This window comes from Aliiroseovarius subalbicans, from assembly GCF_022678625.1.
Lineage (GTDB): Bacteria > Pseudomonadota > Alphaproteobacteria > Rhodobacterales > Rhodobacteraceae > Aliiroseovarius_A > Aliiroseovarius_A subalbicans.
Map to the genome: position 1 here is coordinate 470,652 of NZ_JALBYQ010000002.1, position 16,210 is coordinate 486,861.

At 63.3% G+C, this 16,210-nt stretch carries 20 protein-coding genes; 7 read left to right on the forward strand and 13 right to left on the reverse strand.

The window, feature by feature from the left end; translation table 11 throughout:
* Window positions 1-24: 24 nt before the first annotated feature.
* Genes fmt through def (MN188_RS10105) form a run of 3 tightly spaced genes read right to left on the reverse strand, consistent with a single transcriptional unit; the run spans window position 25 to window position 1,936 of the window.
* Window positions 25-924 carry a methionyl-tRNA formyltransferase gene (fmt, locus tag MN188_RS10095; RefSeq protein WP_242108809.1) on the reverse strand — a complete coding sequence of 300 codons (900 nt, stop codon included), beginning with the start codon at window positions 922-924 and terminating at the stop codon, window positions 25-27.
* Entirely contained in the window at window positions 921-1,397 is a 477-nt protein-coding gene (def, locus tag MN188_RS10100; protein ID WP_275116179.1) for a peptide deformylase, read from the reverse strand. The genes fmt and def (MN188_RS10100) overlap by 4 nt, the downstream gene beginning before the upstream one ends.
* Window positions 1,398-1,414: 17 nt before the next feature.
* A complete protein-coding gene (gene def / locus MN188_RS10105) occupies window positions 1,415-1,936 on the reverse strand; it encodes a peptide deformylase (RefSeq protein ID WP_242108813.1) in 522 nt (173 codons plus the stop codon).
* A gap of 96 nt (window positions 1,937-2,032) precedes the next feature.
* Between def (MN188_RS10105) and MN188_RS10110 the strand changes: the two genes are divergently transcribed.
* Both MN188_RS10110 and MN188_RS10115 read left to right on the forward strand, forming a co-directional pair.
* The gene (locus MN188_RS10110; protein ID WP_242108815.1) at window positions 2,033-3,202 is read left to right on the forward strand and encodes a MalY/PatB family protein; all 1,170 of its coding nucleotides are present in this window, start codon (window positions 2,033-2,035) and stop codon (window positions 3,200-3,202) included.
* Window positions 3,199-3,738, forward strand: a complete 540-nt coding sequence (locus MN188_RS10115; protein ID WP_242108817.1) for a L,D-transpeptidase family protein — start codon at window positions 3,199-3,201, stop codon at window positions 3,736-3,738. Before MN188_RS10110 ends, MN188_RS10115 begins: the two co-directional genes overlap by 4 nt.
* A 10-nt stretch (window positions 3,739-3,748) precedes the next feature.
* Here the strand turns inward: MN188_RS10115 and MN188_RS10120 are convergent, their stop codons facing one another.
* Complete coding sequence (locus tag MN188_RS10120) at window positions 3,749-4,099, reverse strand: hypothetical protein (protein ID WP_242108820.1); 351 nt, start codon at window positions 4,097-4,099, stop codon at window positions 3,749-3,751.
* A gap of 182 nt (window positions 4,100-4,281) precedes the next feature.
* On the opposite strand from MN188_RS10120, the gene MN188_RS10125 reads away from it, so the two are divergent.
* Window positions 4,282-5,256, forward strand: a complete 975-nt coding sequence (locus MN188_RS10125; protein ID WP_242108822.1) for a glutathione S-transferase family protein — start codon at window positions 4,282-4,284, stop codon at window positions 5,254-5,256.
* A gap of 87 nt (window positions 5,257-5,343) precedes the next feature.
* Here MN188_RS10125 and smpB read toward each other — a convergent pair whose 3' ends face one another.
* Genes smpB through dapA form a run of 3 tightly spaced genes read right to left on the reverse strand, consistent with a single transcriptional unit; the run spans window position 5,344 to window position 7,223 of the window.
* Window positions 5,344-5,820 (reverse strand): SsrA-binding protein SmpB, encoded by a 477-nt coding sequence (gene smpB / locus MN188_RS10130; RefSeq protein WP_242108824.1) that lies wholly within the window; start codon window positions 5,818-5,820, stop codon window positions 5,344-5,346.
* A 54-nt stretch (window positions 5,821-5,874) separates the two neighbouring features.
* Window positions 5,875-6,351 (reverse strand): tRNA (N6-threonylcarbamoyladenosine(37)-N6)-methyltransferase TrmO, encoded by a 477-nt coding sequence (gene tsaA / locus MN188_RS10135; RefSeq protein WP_242108826.1) that lies wholly within the window; start codon window positions 6,349-6,351, stop codon window positions 5,875-5,877.
* The gene (dapA, locus tag MN188_RS10140) at window positions 6,351-7,223 is read right to left on the reverse strand and encodes a 4-hydroxy-tetrahydrodipicolinate synthase (protein WP_242108828.1); all 873 of its coding nucleotides are present in this window, start codon (window positions 7,221-7,223) and stop codon (window positions 6,351-6,353) included. The genes tsaA and dapA overlap by 1 nt, the downstream gene beginning before the upstream one ends.
* Before the next feature lie 171 nt (window positions 7,224-7,394).
* On the opposite strand from dapA, the gene MN188_RS10145 reads away from it, so the two are divergent.
* Window positions 7,395-9,287 (forward strand): lytic transglycosylase domain-containing protein, encoded by a 1,893-nt coding sequence (locus MN188_RS10145; RefSeq protein ID WP_242108829.1) that lies wholly within the window; start codon window positions 7,395-7,397, stop codon window positions 9,285-9,287.
* 69 nt (window positions 9,288-9,356) lie between these two features.
* Here MN188_RS10145 and MN188_RS10150 read toward each other — a convergent pair whose 3' ends face one another.
* Together MN188_RS10150 and mnmC2 are read right to left on the reverse strand one after the other, a co-directional pair.
* Window positions 9,357-10,223 carry a DMT family transporter gene (locus MN188_RS10150; protein ID WP_242108831.1) on the reverse strand — a complete coding sequence of 289 codons (867 nt, stop codon included), beginning with the start codon at window positions 10,221-10,223 and terminating at the stop codon, window positions 9,357-9,359.
* Window positions 10,220-10,882 (reverse strand): tRNA (5-methylaminomethyl-2-thiouridine)(34)-methyltransferase MnmC2, encoded by a 663-nt coding sequence (mnmC2, locus tag MN188_RS10155; protein WP_242108833.1) that lies wholly within the window; start codon window positions 10,880-10,882, stop codon window positions 10,220-10,222. The genes MN188_RS10150 and mnmC2 overlap by 4 nt, the downstream gene beginning before the upstream one ends.
* A gap of 54 nt (window positions 10,883-10,936) precedes the next feature.
* On the opposite strand from mnmC2, the gene MN188_RS10160 reads away from it, so the two are divergent.
* A complete protein-coding gene (locus MN188_RS10160; protein ID WP_242108835.1) occupies window positions 10,937-11,977 on the forward strand; it encodes an NAD(P)/FAD-dependent oxidoreductase in 1,041 nt (346 codons plus the stop codon).
* On the opposite strand, the gene MN188_RS10165 is transcribed toward MN188_RS10160, so the two are convergent.
* Entirely contained in the window at window positions 11,974-12,774 is an 801-nt protein-coding gene (locus tag MN188_RS10165) for an HTD2 family dehydratase (RefSeq protein WP_242108837.1), read from the reverse strand. The genes MN188_RS10160 and MN188_RS10165 overlap by 4 nt on opposite strands.
* A gap of 38 nt (window positions 12,775-12,812) precedes the next feature.
* On the opposite strand from MN188_RS10165, the gene MN188_RS10170 reads away from it, so the two are divergent.
* Window positions 12,813-13,205 (forward strand): VOC family protein, encoded by a 393-nt coding sequence (locus MN188_RS10170; RefSeq protein ID WP_242108839.1) that lies wholly within the window; start codon window positions 12,813-12,815, stop codon window positions 13,203-13,205.
* Here MN188_RS10170 and MN188_RS10175 read toward each other — a convergent pair.
* Window positions 13,202-13,747, reverse strand: coding sequence for an NADPH-dependent FMN reductase (locus tag MN188_RS10175; protein ID WP_242108840.1), 546 nt, complete (start codon window positions 13,745-13,747; stop codon window positions 13,202-13,204). The two genes, MN188_RS10170 and MN188_RS10175, sit on opposite strands and share 4 nt — an antisense overlap.
* An 84-nt stretch (window positions 13,748-13,831) precedes the next feature.
* A complete protein-coding gene (locus MN188_RS10180; protein ID WP_242108843.1) occupies window positions 13,832-15,037 on the reverse strand; it encodes a TsoY family (seleno)protein in 1,206 nt (401 codons plus the stop codon).
* 168 nt (window positions 15,038-15,205) lie between these two features.
* Between MN188_RS10180 and MN188_RS10185 the strand changes: the two genes are divergently transcribed.
* Window positions 15,206-15,613 (forward strand): hypothetical protein, encoded by a 408-nt coding sequence (locus MN188_RS10185; RefSeq protein WP_242108844.1) that lies wholly within the window; start codon window positions 15,206-15,208, stop codon window positions 15,611-15,613.
* Window positions 15,614-15,616: 3 nt separating this feature from the next.
* On the opposite strand, the gene MN188_RS10190 is transcribed toward MN188_RS10185, so the two are convergent.
* Window positions 15,617-16,069, reverse strand: coding sequence for a GNAT family N-acetyltransferase (locus tag MN188_RS10190; protein WP_242108847.1), 453 nt, complete (start codon window positions 16,067-16,069; stop codon window positions 15,617-15,619).
* Between the last annotated feature and the right edge of the window lie 141 nt (window positions 16,070-16,210).

Genomic DNA, 16,210 nt, shown 5'->3' on the forward strand with positions numbered 1-16,210 from the left:
GGGTTTTTCGCGCGAATGTGAAGCCTAGCTGACGCGATCTGGCATTTCGAACCCGCGCAGGAAGTCCTGGGCCTGCATCGCGCGTTTACCGGGGCGTTGCGCGCTCAGAACCTCAACCGCGCCGTCACCGCAGGCGATCACCAGCCCGTGCAGCACCTGCCCCGGGGTGCCCTGCCCGTCGGCCAGACGGCTGGTCAAAAGCTTCACCTGCTCGCCGCCAATGTCGCATTTCGCGCCGGGGAACGGCGACAGGCCGCGGATCAGCCGGTCAACCTCGACCGCCGGACGGGTCCAGTCGATCCGCGCCTCGGTCTTGTCAATTTTCTGCGCATAGGTCACGCCGTCGTCGGGTTGGGCTACGGGGGTCAGGCTATCCAGCTGGCCCAGCGCCTGAACGATCAGACGCGCGCCCACCGCGCTCAGCCGGTCGTGCAACTGTGCGGTCGTTTCTTCGACCCCAATCTCAAGCGCATCGCGCAGCAGCACCGGGCCGGTGTCCAGACCGGCGTCCATCTGCATGATGCAGATCCCGGTTTCCGCATCCCCCGACAGGATCGCGCGATGGATCGGCGCGGCCCCGCGCCAGCGCGGCAACAGGGATGCGTGGATGTTCAGACAGCCGCGCGCGGGGGCGTCCAGGATGGCCTGCGGCAGGATAAGCCCATAAGCCACAACCACACCGATATCGGCGCCAAGGGCTGCGAACTCGGCTTGTGCTTCCGCGGTGCGAAGGGACACGGGGTGGCGCACCTCCAGACCAAGCTCCAAGGCGCGGGCATGGACCGGGGTCGGGCGGTCCTTCTTGCCGCGTCCCGCGGGGCGCGGCGGCTGGCAATAGACCGCGACGATTTCGTGACCGGCGGCGACCAGCGCCTCAAGAACCGGAACGGAAAATTCTGGCGTGCCCATGAACACAACTTTCATCGCGCCAGTTTCCTTGCCTTTTTCAACAGCATGTCGCGGCGGGTTTTCGACAGGTTGTCGAAATACATCCGCCCGTTCAAATGGTCGATCTGGTGCTGCACCGAGGTGGCCCAGATGCCGACGAAATCCTTGCGGTCGATCACGCCCTGATCATTGAGAAACCGCACCGTCACCGCGCGCGGGCGTTTGAAGCCCGCAGACAGGCCGGGCAGGTTCGGGCTGGCCTCTTCGTGCTCGCGAAACTCGATCGAGCTGTGCAGGATTTCGGGGTTCGCCATGCGCACCGCTTTCCCGCGTTCCTCCGAGGCATCGACCACGGCCAGGCGCAGCATGATGCCAAGCTGCGGCGCAGCAAGGCCCACGCCGGGCATGGCGTCCATCGCCTCGATCATCTCATCCCAGATGGTGCGAATGTCATCGGTGATTTCCGTCACCGGTTCGGCCGCCGTGCGCAGCCGCTTGTCGGGCCACATGACAAAGGGACGGTGGGTCACAGCCGGGCCCGTTCGCGTTTCAGCTTCTGCATCCGGCGGGTGATCATCTGGCGCTTCAGCGGTTTGAGGTAGTCGATGAACAGCTTGCCATCCAAATGGTCAATCTCGTGCTGCACACAGGTCGCCCAGAGCCCGTCAAAGTCACGCTCTTGCTCGTTCCCGTCGCGGTCCAGCCAGCGCACGCCGACCTCGGCGGGGCGGGTGACTTCGGCGTATTGTTCGGGGATCGACAGGCAGCCTTCCTCATACACGCTGGTGTCATCCGAGCTGCGAATGATTTCCGGGTTAAACATGACCAAGGGCTGCGGCGCGGCGCCTTCCTCCTTCACGCAATCCAGCACGATCAGGCGTTGGATCACACCGATCTGTGGCGCGGCCAGGCCAATGCCCGGCGCGTCATACATGGTTTCCAGCATGTCATCGGCCAGCACGCGCAACTCGTCCGACAGGTCGGGCACGGCGTCGCAGACCTTTTTCAGGCGCGGGTCGGGGTGGATCAGGATCGGTCGAATGCTCATGCCCATCATTTAGGGGATGCGCCCGCGCTTCGCAATCTCCCTTGCGCACAAGCGAAAGCCCGTTAGCTTGGCGCAGGAACACAAACGGAGAGCCCCATGAATTTCGACGAGGACATCGACCGCTTCGGCACACATTCCGTGAAATGGGACATGATGGAGAAGATCTATGGCGTGCCTGCCAAGGATGGCATCTCCATGTGGGTCGCCGACATGGATTTCCGCCCCCCCGCCTGCGTGCAGGACGCGTTGCAGGGCATGCTGGACCACGGCGTTTACGGCTATTACGGCGACGACGACGCGTATCGCAATGCGATCTGCTGGTGGATGGAAAACCGCCATGGCTGGAAGGTCGATCCAGCCGCGATCTTCACCACGCATGGTCTGGTGAACGGAACCGGCATGTGCATCGACGCCTATACCCGGCCTGGGGATGGCGTTGTGCTGTTCACCCCCGTCTATCACGCGTTTGCCCGCGTGATCGAAGCCGCCGGGCGTCAGGTGGTGGAAATGCCGCTGGTCAACACCGCGGGCCGGTATGAATATGATTTCGACGCCTATGATGCGGCGATGACGGGGAATGAGAAACTGGTCATCCTGTGTTCGCCGCACAACCCCGGTGGCCGTGTCTGGACCAAGGGTGAGCTTCAGGGCGTTGCGGATTTCGCCAAGCGGCACGACCTGATCCTGGTGTCGGACGAAATCCACCATGACCTGGTGATGCCCGGCGCGGCGCATATTCCCATGACGGCGATCGACGGGATCGAGGACCGGCTGGTGATGATGACCGCCACGACCAAGACCTTCAACATTGCAGGCAGCCATTCGGGCAACGTGATCATCCCCGATGAGACCCTGCGCGCCGCGTTCGCCAAACGCATGGCGGCGCTGGGCCTGTCACCCAATTCCTTCGGGCTTTACATGGCCGAGGCTGCTTACTCCCCCGAAGGTGCTGCCTGGGTGGACGAATTGGTCACCTATCTGGACGGCAACCGGCGCTTGTTTGACGACGGGATCAACGCCATTCCCGGCCTTGCCTCGATGCCGCTTGAGGCGACGTATCTTGCCTGGGTCGATTTTGCCGCGACCGGCATGACGCGTGAGGAGTTCACCCGACGGACCGAGCGGGACGCGCGCATTGCGGCCAACCACGGGCCGACGTTCGGGTCAGGCGGCGACAGCTTCCTGCGGTTCAACCTGGCCACACCGCGTGCGCGGGTGGTCGAAGCGGTCGAGCGGATGCAGAAGGCCTTCGCCGATCTGCAATGAGACGGCTGGCGCGGGTCTTTTCCGCGCTGACCTTTCTGGTGCTGGTGGCGGCGGTCGCGGTCTTTCTGTGGGACCGCACCGCGCCAGTCACGCCGCCACCCTTGGCCCCGCTGGCAGGGCAGATCGACCGTATCCTGATCGAGAAATCCGCCCGCCGCCTGACTGTGTATCGGGACGACGAGGCGCTGCGCAGCTACCGCATCGCGCTGGGGTTCGCGCCCGAGGGCGACAAGGTGCAGGAAGGCGACGGAAAGACGCCCGAAGGCCGCTTCACGATCACCCGCCGCAACCCGCAAAGCGCCTATCACCTGTCGCTTGGCATCGATTATCCGCAGGCCGAGGACCGTGCGCAGGCAAGGGCGGCGGGGGTCAGTCCGGGCGGGGACATCTTCATTCACGGGCAACCCAACGGGCTGGGGCGGATCGGGGCGATCCCCTATGACTGGACCGCCGGTTGCATTGCCGTATCGGACGCTGAAATCGAAGAGTTGTGGCGGATCACGCCAAACGGCACGCGGGTGGATATCCAGCCCTGAGTTTTGCGCCTCAGCTTGACTGCGCGATCAAACCGACCGGTGCGTTTTCCTCACGCGCGAAGTCCAGCGGCGCACGATCCACGGCGGCGGTCGAGCGTTTGAATTCATATCGCATCTGCCCACGCTCTTCCTCCGAAGCCACGATCAGGCACTGATACAGGTGCCGCGCGCCATCATAGAGATCGACAAGCCCACGCAATTTCGGCGCGCGATCGGCGTCCAGGGCAAAACCGTTGTCCCAGGATTTCAGCACCGGAAATACCTCATCATCCACGCGCACGCGCAGGCGGGATTTTTTCTTCAGGTCACGTTTGCGGGCGGCTTCCAGCCCCTCGCGCACCTCTTTCGGCAGAAATTCCATGACGCTCCTCCCAGATCGAGCACCCATGATGGCACGAGATTGGTAGCCGTCAAGTTAACCTTTCGCGACACTCTGTTTCCGCGCGGACCTGTGCAGAACTGCAACGCCCCTGCGCGCGACCGCCAGTTTACCCAGGCGCAGGCCAGGGCCAGATGTTGACGAACACAAAAACGGAGGCCGCAATGGGTCAGCTTGCAAACGGGGTCTGGCAGGATACCTGGTACGATACGAAATCGACCGGAGGCGCCTTTCAGCGCTCAACCGCACGGTTTCGCAACTGGATCACCCCCGACGGCGCGCCGGGGCCGTCGGGCGTGGGCGGCTTTGCGGCTGAAAGCGGACGCTATCACCTCTATGTGTCGCTGGCCTGCCCCTGGGCGCATCGCACGCTGATCTTTCGCGCGCTGAAGGGGCTGACGGATCACATCGGCGTGTCGGTCGTGCATCCCGACATGTTGTCGGACGGCTGGACCTTCGCAACGGATTTCCCCGGCGCAACCGGCGACCAGCTGTATGACCTGCCGTTTGCCCGCGATATCTATACCCGCGCCGACCCCGGCGTCTCGGGTCGGGTCACGGTGCCGATCCTGTGGGACACGCAAAGCCAGACAATCGTGTCCAACGAAAGCGCCGAGATCATTCGAATGTTCAATTCTGCATTCGACGGGTTGACCGGCAACCGCGATGATTTTTGGCCTGACGCCCTGCACACCGACATCGAGACAGTGAATACGCGGGTCTATGACAACGTGAACAACGGCGTTTACCGCGCCGGGTTCGCCACGTCGCAGCCGGCCTATGATACGGCCGTCACGGCGCTGTTCGACACACTGGACTGGCTGGAGGATCGACTGTCACACAACAGATACCTGATGGGCGACAAGATCACCGAAGCCGACTGGCGCTTGTTCACCACGCTGGTCCGGTTCGACCCGGTCTATCACCTGCATTTCAAATGCAACCGGAAGCGGCTGATCGATTACCCGGCCCTGTGGGCCTATGCGCGCGAGCTGTATCAATGGCCGGGGGTGGCCGAGACGGTGAACTTCGACCACATCGTGCGCCACTATCACTTCAGCCACGAAACGATCAATCCGCACCGGATCATTCCGATCAATCCCGTGCTGAACTGGACGGCACCGCACGGACGGGGCTAGGGCGTCCCGGCGCGGCGGGGTGGGATGCCACAGCACCAGACAAGGCCGCGAAGTTGACAAGGGTGGGAGCCGCGCCGGGGCGCCCTCTCAGCCTCTGTCGCGCATCAGGCGCGCCTTCTGGCGATTCCAGTCCTGCTTGGCCGCCGACGCGCGTTTGTCGCTGTGTGTCTTGCCCTTGGCGATGCCGATCTTCATTTTCGCCAGGCCCTTGTGGTTGAAATACAGCACCAGCGGCACAAGGGTCATGCCCTTGCGCTGGGTCGCATTCCACAGCCGCGACATTTCCTTTTTCGAGACGAGCAGCTTGCGCTTGCGCCTTTCCTCATGCCCCCAGGTTTTGGCTTGGGCATAAGCCGCGATCCGGCCATTGACCAACCACAGCTCACCATCCTCGACAGCGGCATAGCTTTCGGCGATATTCGCCCCACCCTGGCGCAGGGATTTCACCTCGGACCCGGTCAGCACGATGCCGCATTCAAGGTCATCCTCGATTGCATAATCATGCCGGGCCCGCCGGTTTTCGGCGATTACCTTGTAGTTGGGGTCTTGTTTCTGCTTGGCCATGATCGGGATGTAGGCAACCACACACACGCTGTCCAGTGCGGAACGGGCGCGGTCTCAGCCCTGTGGCATGTCGATGGTTTCGATCCATGGCTTGATGTCCACCACCGGAGTGCCATCGAAACAATCGATCGCGTCAATGCCGATCACCCCCGCGTCCATGTCCAGCGCGGTGATGCGCACCGTCGACATGGCGATCGGATTCGGGCGCACCGGGCTGCGCAACGAAAATACGCCGCGACCGCTGTCGGTATGACGCGGGGATTGCACGATCAGGTCACGCCGCCCCCGATCCATCCAGTACAGCACGATGATGTGGCGCCCAACTTCAAGCCCCTGAAGCCCCTGGGCATAGCCCGGTTCAAGCTCGACCGTGGCGGCCCCCCCGGCCTCACGGGCCGAGCCGATGTTGCGCGGCGCATCGCCGGGCTGCCAGCGCGACCGCACATGGCCGATGAAGGCCACGCGCGGACCGTCACTGTCGCCGGGATCGAAGGCAAGCTGAACCTCGCCTTCGCGTTTCTCGAAGCTCATTACAGCAGGCCAGCGTGGACCATCGCCGCGTCAATCGCGGCCTTGGTGCTGTCTTCCAGTCCGGTCAGGGGCGATCGGACCTCTTCGCTGCAGCGGCCCAGCTTGGCCAGGCCGTATTTGGCCCCGACCAGACCCGGTTCGGTAAAGATCGCCTTGTGCAGTGGCATCAGCTTGTCCGAGATTTCAAGCGCGCTTGCATAATCACCCTTCTGCGTCGCGGCCTGCAGATCCGCGCACAGACCCGGCGCCACGTTCGCGGTGACCGAAATGCAGCCAACGCCACCCTGGGCGTTGAACCCGTGCGCCGTCGCGTCTTCGCCCGACAATTGGCAGAAGTCCGGGCCACAGGTCATGCGCTGCCAGCTGACCCGCGCGAGATCGCCGGTCGCGTCCTTCACGCCGACGATATTGGGGTGCTTGGCCAGTTCGCCCATCGTCGCGGGCGTCATGTCCACGACCGACCTGCCCGGAATGTTGTAGATGATGATCGGCAGCTCCACCGCATCCGCAACGGAAGTGTAATGCGCGATCAACCCGCGCTGGGTCGGCTTGTTGTAATACGGCGTAACCACCAGCCCGGCTGCCGCGCCGACCGCTTTGGCGTGCTGCATGAAGCGCAGGGTTTCGGCGGTGTTGTTCGACCCGGCCCCGGCGATCACCGGCACACGGCCCGCCGCTGCGGCCACCACGGCCTCGACCACCGCTTCGTGTTCGTCATGGGTCAGCGTCGGGCTTTCCCCGGTCGTGCCCACCGGCACCAGCCCGTTCGAACCTTCGTCGATCTGCCATTCGACCAGCTGTTTGAGCGCGTCGAAATCCACGGCGCCGTCCTTGAACGGCGTGACCAGGGCAGGAAGAGATCCTTTGAACATGACACGCTCCATTTTTCATTTCGTGACGCGCGTGAATCGCGCGGGGTGCAAACGCGGCGGAAACTAGCCGTGTTGGGGCGAAATGCCAAGTTTGTGTGTTGTGCTAATGCGCTCAGACACTACCTTTTTTGTATGACTGGCCTTTTTCGCCGACTCGTCGGCCCGATTTTTGTGATTTTCACGCTTGCCTTGCCCGTTACGGCACAGGACGGCGGTCTTGCCGTGGCCCTGAACAAGATGCGCGCGGACGATTGGGACGGCGCGCGGGCCGCGGCTCAAGGCGACCTTGCGCGTGATGTGATCGAATGGAACCGGCTGCGCGAAGGGCTGGGAAGCTTCGCCGAGGCGCGTGCCTTTCTGACCCGCCGCCCGGATTGGCCCGGTTTGAAATACCTGCGCAAACGCTCCGAAGTGGCGATTGGCGCGGGGGCGGACCCTGCACAGGTGCTTGCCTTTTTCAGCGATCAACCACCCCAGACCGGCAACGGCGCGCTGCGCTATGCGCAAGCTCTGGCCGCGACTGGAAACGGGCAAGAGGCGAAAGAACAGATCATCTTGGCCTGGATTTCCCTGTCGATTGACCGCGAGGAGGAGGCCGCAATCCTGGCGGCGTATGGCGACACCTTGCGCCCCTTTCACTGGCAGCGATTGGACAAACTGCTGTGGAATGGCTCGCGCCACGAAGCGCCGCGCATGTTCGACCGTGTCAGCACGGATCACCGCGCGTTGGCCGAAGCGCGCTATGCCCTCAGGCGCAAGCGCGACGGTGTAAATGCCCTGATTGACGCCGTGCCTGCGGCGCTGAAGGACGATCCCGGCCTGGCCTATGAGCGGTTCCTGTGGCGCGCCAGCAAGGGGCGCAATCAGGATGCGGCAGACCTGGCGCTGGAACGCTCGACCTCGGCCGCATCCCTGGGCGAGCCCGAAAAATGGGCCAGCTGGCGCCGCGTGTTGGCGCGATGGTCGATGCGGGACGGACAGGCGCGTCAGGCCTATCGCCTGGCCGCAAACCACCACCTGTCGGGTGGGTCGAATCAAAACGATCTGGAGTGGCTGGCGGGCTTCATTGCCCTGCGCAAGCTGGATGACCCCACCACCGCGCTGGAGCATTTCCAGACCTTCCGCCGGGGCGTCGATACACCAATCAGCCTGGGCCGTGCGGGGTATTGGGAAGGCCGCGCGCAAGACGCTTTGGGCAATACCGAAGCGGCACAGGCGGCTTACGCGTTCGGGGCCGAGTTCCAGACCAGTTTCTATGGCCAGTTGGCCGCCGAAAAGGCCGGTATCACGATGGATGCGACCCTGACCGGTGCAGAGACCTTCGCGGACTACCGCCAGGCCGCGTTCTGGGGCGATGACGTGATGGATGCGGCCCGGATGTTGCTGGCGGCTGGCGAATTGTATCTGGCAGAACGCTTCACGGTGCATCTGACCGAAAGCTTGGGGCGCACCGAAATCGGACAGCTGACCGACTGGGCCGAAGCGGCGGACGCGCCGCATTTGCAGGTGATGATCGCCAAACGGGCGGTGAAACAAGGGCACGTGCTGCCCCGGCCCTATTTCCCGACCCCGGACATCGGGCGCGGAAACCGAACAGTGCCGCGCGCGTTGGAACTGGCAATTGCCCGGCGCGAAAGTGAATTTGACCCCGAGGTCGTGTCAGGGGTCGGCGCGCGCGGGCTGATGCAGCTGATGCCGGGCACCGCGTCGGACATGGCCGCGCGGCTGGACATGGAGTATTCCCGCCCGCGCCTGACCAGCGACCCGGCCTATAACACGCGGCTGGGGTCGGAATACCTGGCGCTTCTGATCGAACAATTCGGTGGCAATCCGGTGCTGATTTCCGCAGGCTACAACGCCGGGCCATCACGGTCGCGCAGGTGGTCCGAGCAGTTCGGAAATGTGCGTGCGGGGTCAACGGACATCGTCGACTGGATCGAACACATCCCGTTTCGCGAAACCCGAAACTACGTGATGCGGGTGACGGAAAGCCTGGCGGTCTACCGCGCCCGTCTGACCGGAAAAACTGCGCCGATCACCCTGTCGCGTGAATTGAAGCGCTAAGCCTTCCCCGGCGCGCCGGGGCGGGTGGGTGGGCGGTGCGTCGGGGAAGGCGGACCCGCAGACAATGCGTCACGACGTGGCCCGCGCGCGCAACAGCGTGAACACCCCGGCGACCACGACGATGACCGCGCCAAGGACCACGTTGGCTTCGATCTGTTCGCCAAACACCGCGATACCCAGCGCGGCGGCAAAGACCAGTTGCAGGTAGGCGAACGGCTGCACCTCGCTGGCCTCGGCCACCTCATAGCACTTGATCAAAAGCCAGTGCCCCAGCACGCCGGTGACGCACAACAACGCCATCCAGGCCCAGTCGCGCGCGATCATCGGCTCCCATGCAAATGCCCCCACGGCGGTCATCACCACCGCGCCCGTGACACCGGTCCAGAAAAAGCTGGTCGCGGTGCGATCCTTGCGCGCGGCATAACGGGTCAGCAGGCCATAAAGCGCGAACATCAGCGCACCGATCAGCGGTATGATTGCCGCTGGTGAAAACACGCCAAACCCAGGGCTCAGGATGATCAGCACACCGATCAGACCCACTCCGATCGCCACCCAACGGCGCCAGCCGACCCGTTCGCCCAGAACCGGCCCAGACAGAGCCGCGACAATCAGCGGGTAGCAGGCAAACACCGCGTGGCTTTCGACAAGACCCAGCAGAGTAAACGCCAGGATCGTCACGCAGATCTCGGCGGCCAGAAGCGCGCCACGAAAGATCTGCAACACCGGTTGCGGCGTCGCAATCGCGCGGCGTAGCCCACCGGTCTGTCGGCCCGTGATGGCAATGACGAAGGCCGCGAAGAACCAGTAACGGATCATCACCACCATCAGCACGTTGTATTCCCCCGCCAGGTGGCGCGAAATTCCGTCCTGCATGGCGAAGACGAAGGTCGTGGCGATCATCAGGAAGATGCCAAGCCGTGTGTTCTGCGTGCTCATAAGTCTTTCCGCCCGACGCTCATGTGGCGTTTGCGGCCAAAGCCCGGCACCCGGGTCACGGTGAACCTGGCCGCCTCAAGCCCCCGACGCACGAACCCGGCCGCAGTATAGGTGGCGAAGGTGCCACCGGGGGTCGTGTGGCGACCCACCTCGGCCATCAGATCGGCGCCCCAAAGCTCGGGGTTCTTGGCCGGAGAAAACCCGTCCAAAAACCAGGCATCCGCCCGCCCGGCCCAATTGGGCAGCGTTTCGCGGGCGTCGCCGGTGATGACCTCGACCGACAGATTGCCTACGGCAAAGCGACGCGCACCTTGCGCCCATGCCTGCAGAAACGGCGCGGCGATTGCCTGCGCGTCCGGAAAGGCCGCGAGTGCCGCGACGATATCTGGCGTTGCCATCGGAAAGGCTTCGAACGAGGTGAAGCGCACGGGCACCTGCGCCACTTGCGCCAGCGCCAACATGTTCAGCCCGGTCCCAAAGCCCAGCTCGGCGACGTGGAACCCTGGCACCAAACGGGCAGGCAGGTCGTTGCCGGACTGGAAAACATGGCGCGTTTCCTCCAACCCGTTTTCCAGGCTGAAATATGGGTCGTCAAAGCGGGTGGACACCGGAATGCCCCCGTCCTTCCACGCAATCTGTGCCGTCTGGTCCTGCCCCATTCTTTCGCCTATGGATGATCGTGAACCCGGCGACAATGGGGAAGGAACCCGGCTTTGGCAATCACCGATATCACCGTGCGCGGCGCTGGCATTTTCGGCCTGTCGATCGCCTGGGCCTGCCTTCAACGGGGCGCGAAGGTGCGCGTGGTTGACCCCGGCGGACCAGGGGCCGGATCCTCAGGCGGGCTGGTCGGCGCGCTGGCGCCGCATGTGCCCGAAAACTGGAACGACAAGAAAGCGATCCAGTTCGACAGCCTGATCCGCGCCGAAAGCTTCTGGGCCGAGGTCGAAACGGTGTCGGGTCTGGACCCCGGCTACGCCCGCTCGGGTCGCCTGCAGCCGATCGCCGATGATCACGGCCTGGAATTGGCACGCCAACGGGGTGAGAACGCCGTGACCCTGTGGCAGGGCAAGGCCGCTTGGCAGATCATTTCGGCCAGCGATTTTCCGGATTGGGCGCCGCTGACACCGACCGGGTACCTGATCCACGACACCCTGACCGCCCGCATGGCGCCGCGCCGTGCGGCGGCCAGTCTGGCTGCCGCCATCACCGCGTCGGGCGGCGAAATCGTGACCGACGCGCCCGACCAGGGCCAGGTGATTTGGGCCACTGGCGCACAAGGCTTGGTCGCACTGTCCGAGGAATTCGGCAAATTGGTCGGTGTTGGCGTAAAGGGGCAATCGGCGCTTTTGCACTACGACGCGCGCGACCTGCCGCAGTTGTTCGCAGGCGGTGTGCACGTGATCCCGCATGGCGATGGCACCGTGGCCATCGGCTCGACCTCCGAGCGCGAGTTCGACGACCCACACAGCTGTGACGCGCAGTTGGACGAGGTGTTGGACAAAGCCCGCACCGCCGTGCCAGCCTTGCGCGATGCCCCTGTGATCGAGCGCTGGGCCGGGGTTCGGCCCCGGGCCCGAACCCGCGCGCCGATGCTGGGCGCATATCCTGAACGACCCGGGCATTTCATCGCCAACGGTGGCTTCAAGATCGGGTTCGGCATGGCGCCAAAAGTGGCCGAGCTGATGGCCAATCTGGTTCTGGAAGGCCGTGACGGCATCCCCGAGCATTTCGGGGTCGCAGCGAACCTCTAGAGGGTTGCCTTGGCCTTCATGCACAAGCGCCCATCAGGTCCGCGCACCCACAGGGACCTGCCATCGCGGCACAGGCTGGCCGCTTCGCTGTGCACAAGCGGCGCCGTGGCGCGGAAGCTAAACCCACTCAGCGGCCCAAGCTCCCGTGTGGCTTTCAGCATCAACAGCTGCGCCAACAACGGCCCGTGCACCACCAGCCCGTTATAGCCTTCAACATCGCGACAGTAATCCAAGTCATAGTGGATGCGGTGCCCGTTGAAGGTCAGCGCAGAATAGCGAAACAGCTGTGTCGACGTGAACGACACCGGCTCTTCGCTCTGCGCCCGGTCGGGGGACTGCGGCGCAATCGGCGACGGGGCATTCGGGGCGGGGTCTTCCCGGTAGACAAGGTCCTGAAACTCGGTGACGGCTAGGCGACCATCTTGGTGGATGTCGTGGCGCAGCGTGACAAAGCCCAGCGGACCGGTGCGCCCCTGTTTGCGCTCGGCCTTCTGCACGCGGGTCATTTTCTCGGCTGGTTTTCCAGCGTCCAGGGGGGCATGAAACTGCAGGCGCCCGCCCGCCCACATGCGACGGGGCAGGCCCATGTCCGGGATCAGACCTCCGACACGCGGGTGGCCGTCACGCCCCAGCGCGCCAGGGGACTGCGCGTCCCAGAAAAAGACCTGGTGGAAGAACGGAGGCAGCGTCTGTATCGGCGCCTGCCCTGGCAGGTCCAGCGTGGCCCACAACGCCTGAACCCGCGCCGGATCCATCACGTCGGTTCGGGTTTGAATTCGGGCGCTGTCATCGGTCATAAGGGAGACTAGGCCGCACAGGCCGAAAAGGAAAACCCATGCGCGTGACATCTCTGGATCATCTGGTGCTGACAGTCGCGGATATCGGCGCCAGTGTGGCATTCTATACGATGGTGCTTGGCATGACAGCTAAGCGGTTTCAGCCCGCCGATGGCACCACCCGCACCGCTTTGACGTTTGGCGCCCAGAAGATCAACCTGCATCCCAAAGGCGGTGAGTTCCAGCCTAAAGCCAACCGCGCAACGGTGGGCAGTGCAGATCTGTGTTTCCTGACCGAAACGCCAATTGCCGATTGGCAGGCGCAGCTGGCCGCGCATGGGGTTGCGGTCGAGGCGGGGCCGGTTGAACGCACCGGCGCCACAGGCCCGATCCTGTCGCTGTATCTGCGTGACCCCGATGGCAATCTGATCGAGCTGTCAAACGCGCTTTAACCGCCCGTTGCCGCGCGCAAGGTCTGCATGCGCGTGGTCAGGGATTTCTCGACACGGGTATTGATCAACAACCCATCCGCATCGAACTGGTTGTTGGAATCGGCCACACAGATATCGGGTCCGGGCACAAGGGTGGCGCGGAACGGCATCATCGCCAACACCAGTGAATTCAGCGCCCGCTCTCCGCCCGAACGGCCCCCGGCCGCGGACATCAACGCAACGGGTTTACCGGCCCAGGGATTGCCCTCGGTCCGGCTGACCCAATCCAACGCGTTCTTAAGAACGCCCGACAGATTCTTGTTGTATTCCGGCGTCGAAATCACGACCGCGTCCGCCGCCGCAATCTGGTCGGCCAGGGTTTGGACGGGGGCGGGAATGCCCGTGCCGTCCTCAAGATCGCCGTCATACAGCGGCAAGGCCAGGTCTGCCTCGACATAAGTCACGCCGTCGCCCATCAGGCGGGCTGCGTTGCGGACAAGGAAGCGGTTGGAGGACCCCGCGCGCAAGGCGCCGGGCAGGCCAAGGAGGGTCAGGTTTTTCATTCCCCCTCTTTGCCGCGCGAGGGGTCTGAATGCAAGACGGGCGACCCGAAGGCCGCCCATCTCTGTCTCCGGGACAGGTGGAGATTATTCAGCCGGAACCGCGGCGGTCGCCGACTTGGAGAAGTGCTGGCGGTTCAGGCGAAGCACCATTGCGACCATGGCAAACTGGAACACGATGGCGATGCCGCTCAGAACCCAGAACGCCAGCGAGTATTTGTCGACCACGCCCGAGGCGACCAGACCCTTGTTGATGAAGAAATGCATCATCACCGAGATCGCAACACCGGGGCAGATCAGGGCATAGGAACCGGGCGAGGTGCCGTTGCCGAACACGTAATCTTTCCAATACCCCTGACGGGCCAGAACGGTCAGGCCAAGACCCAGGAACACGAACTGGAACGACAGCAGACGCGCAAGGAAGACCATCGTCTCACCAGGGGCCGCGTGGACTTCGAACGTGGTGTGCATCCCGTGGAACTGGCGCAGGAACATGATGCCCAGCACCGTGGTGATCGGGATCAGGATCATCAGGGTCGGCGCGGCCTCTTCCGAGGTGCCATAGTGCAGCATCGAGTTGAACGCGGTCACCAGGGCAACGGCGGCATAGACCATGGCGGCGACGCCGAAGAAGGTGGACAGCGCCAGCGAGGTACCGACGACGACCGTGTTGCCGCTCATCGCGGCCGGGGCGGCAAAGCCCACGGCGACCATCGACAGGGCGAAGGCCGGCAGAAGCTGGGCAAAGGAATTGTGCGCGGTCACGTCAAAGACGCCACCTTTCGTCAGCACACGACCCAGGAAATCGCCGATGTACATCAGCGCCTGAACACCGACCAGGAAGAAGGCGACCATCGCCAGCGGGAACAGGTATTCGACGACCGCCCACAGGCCGGGCACGAAGACGAGACCAACGATGAACAGCCCATTGATCGCCATCGCCAGCGCAAGCGGCATGGCCAGGATCGTGGTTTCCCCGTTCGAATTCTTCAGCGTCTGATAGGCTTCGGTCTTACGGAACTTCGAGAAGGCCGAGAGGTTCCAGAACAGGTATTTCAGGTTCAGAAACGCCATGATTGCGATGCCGATGACCGCAACGGCGATCCCAACCTGCATCGCGGCTGACCCAGTGTTCCAGGCGGCCATGATGTCTTCGAACACCGGCACGGGCTTGCCCGGGTGTTTCACCCAGAACATCAGGTACATGAAGAAGGTGACATTCAGGCCACCGGCCCCGACCGAGGCCAGGAAATAAAGCGGCGAGTATTTGTCCGCTGGGCGCGAGGTTTGCATGGGATTACTCCATTTCGTATTCAATTTCATGAATGTTTTAACCCGAGTCGCGCCGCTCTACCCTGCGGCAAGTTGTTGCATCTGAAATGTGTCTTTAAAAACGGGGGCCGGTAACCTTTCGTTAACCAAGCTTTGCGACCCTGTGGGAGGTCAGTCGAAAGGACCTCCATGCGCCTGTTCATCCCGGTTCTCGTGACCACCCTGACCGCCCTCGCAGGCTGTGACAGCCCCGGCGTGGCCTTCATGGGCTCTGAAAAGATCGAGGTTGAGGTCGAAGGCAGCACCTTCAGCGTGCACCGGCGCGAAAATCGGGTCGAAGTCTATCGCACCTCGCGCGAATTGCTGCCGAAACTGGGGGTCATCATGGGGCGGTCGAAGATCGCGATCGAGCAAGCGACCCAGTGCAAGGTGCGCGACGGCACGATGACCGGCGACCACGCGATCCAGCGCGCCAGCCTGAATTGCACCGGCAAACCGGACACGGCGTCGCCCGGATTTTCCTGTGACGTGGTTGACAGCTACAACCCCGAAACCGGGCTGAGCGAGGTCGTGGGCATCAATTGCGTGCCGACCTGAGCGTCAGAGTGTTTTTTCCATGAAAAGCGACGACGAATTGGCCTCATAGTCGCCAAACGGCCCGCATTGGGCGAAGCCGCCACGAGCATACAGTCGGTGCGCCTCGTGAAGTAGTGATCCGGTTTCCAACTTCAGAGCGCTCAGGCCCAGGACGCTGGCATGGGCTTCAAGCCGGTCCAAAAGCTTCATTCCAAGCCCCAGCCCCCGCGCATCGGGCGAGACGAACATCGACTTCACTTCACCATACGATCCCTTGTTGGCCAGGGCGGCGGTGCCCAGAACCGTCTCGTCATGCCTGGCGACGAAAAAGGTGATCTGCGGCACGCACAGCTCTTCGATGTCCAGGAAATGATTGTCCTCGGGGGGGAACAGGCTCTCCATCAACGCATGACTCTGACGCAGCAGCGCGGTGGCCTGCGGGTCGCGTGGATCGCCGGGTTCGATGGAAACGGACATTCGGGGCCTCATGGTGTTTCTTTGCAGGTTTTCGAGGATGTTGATCCATTGGACGCGGCCCGGCAAGCGCAATATCTTGTGGATAAGTCGGCAGTTTTCCCCAGATGAGGGGCATACCCGTTGACTCACGGGGCTTCGAGC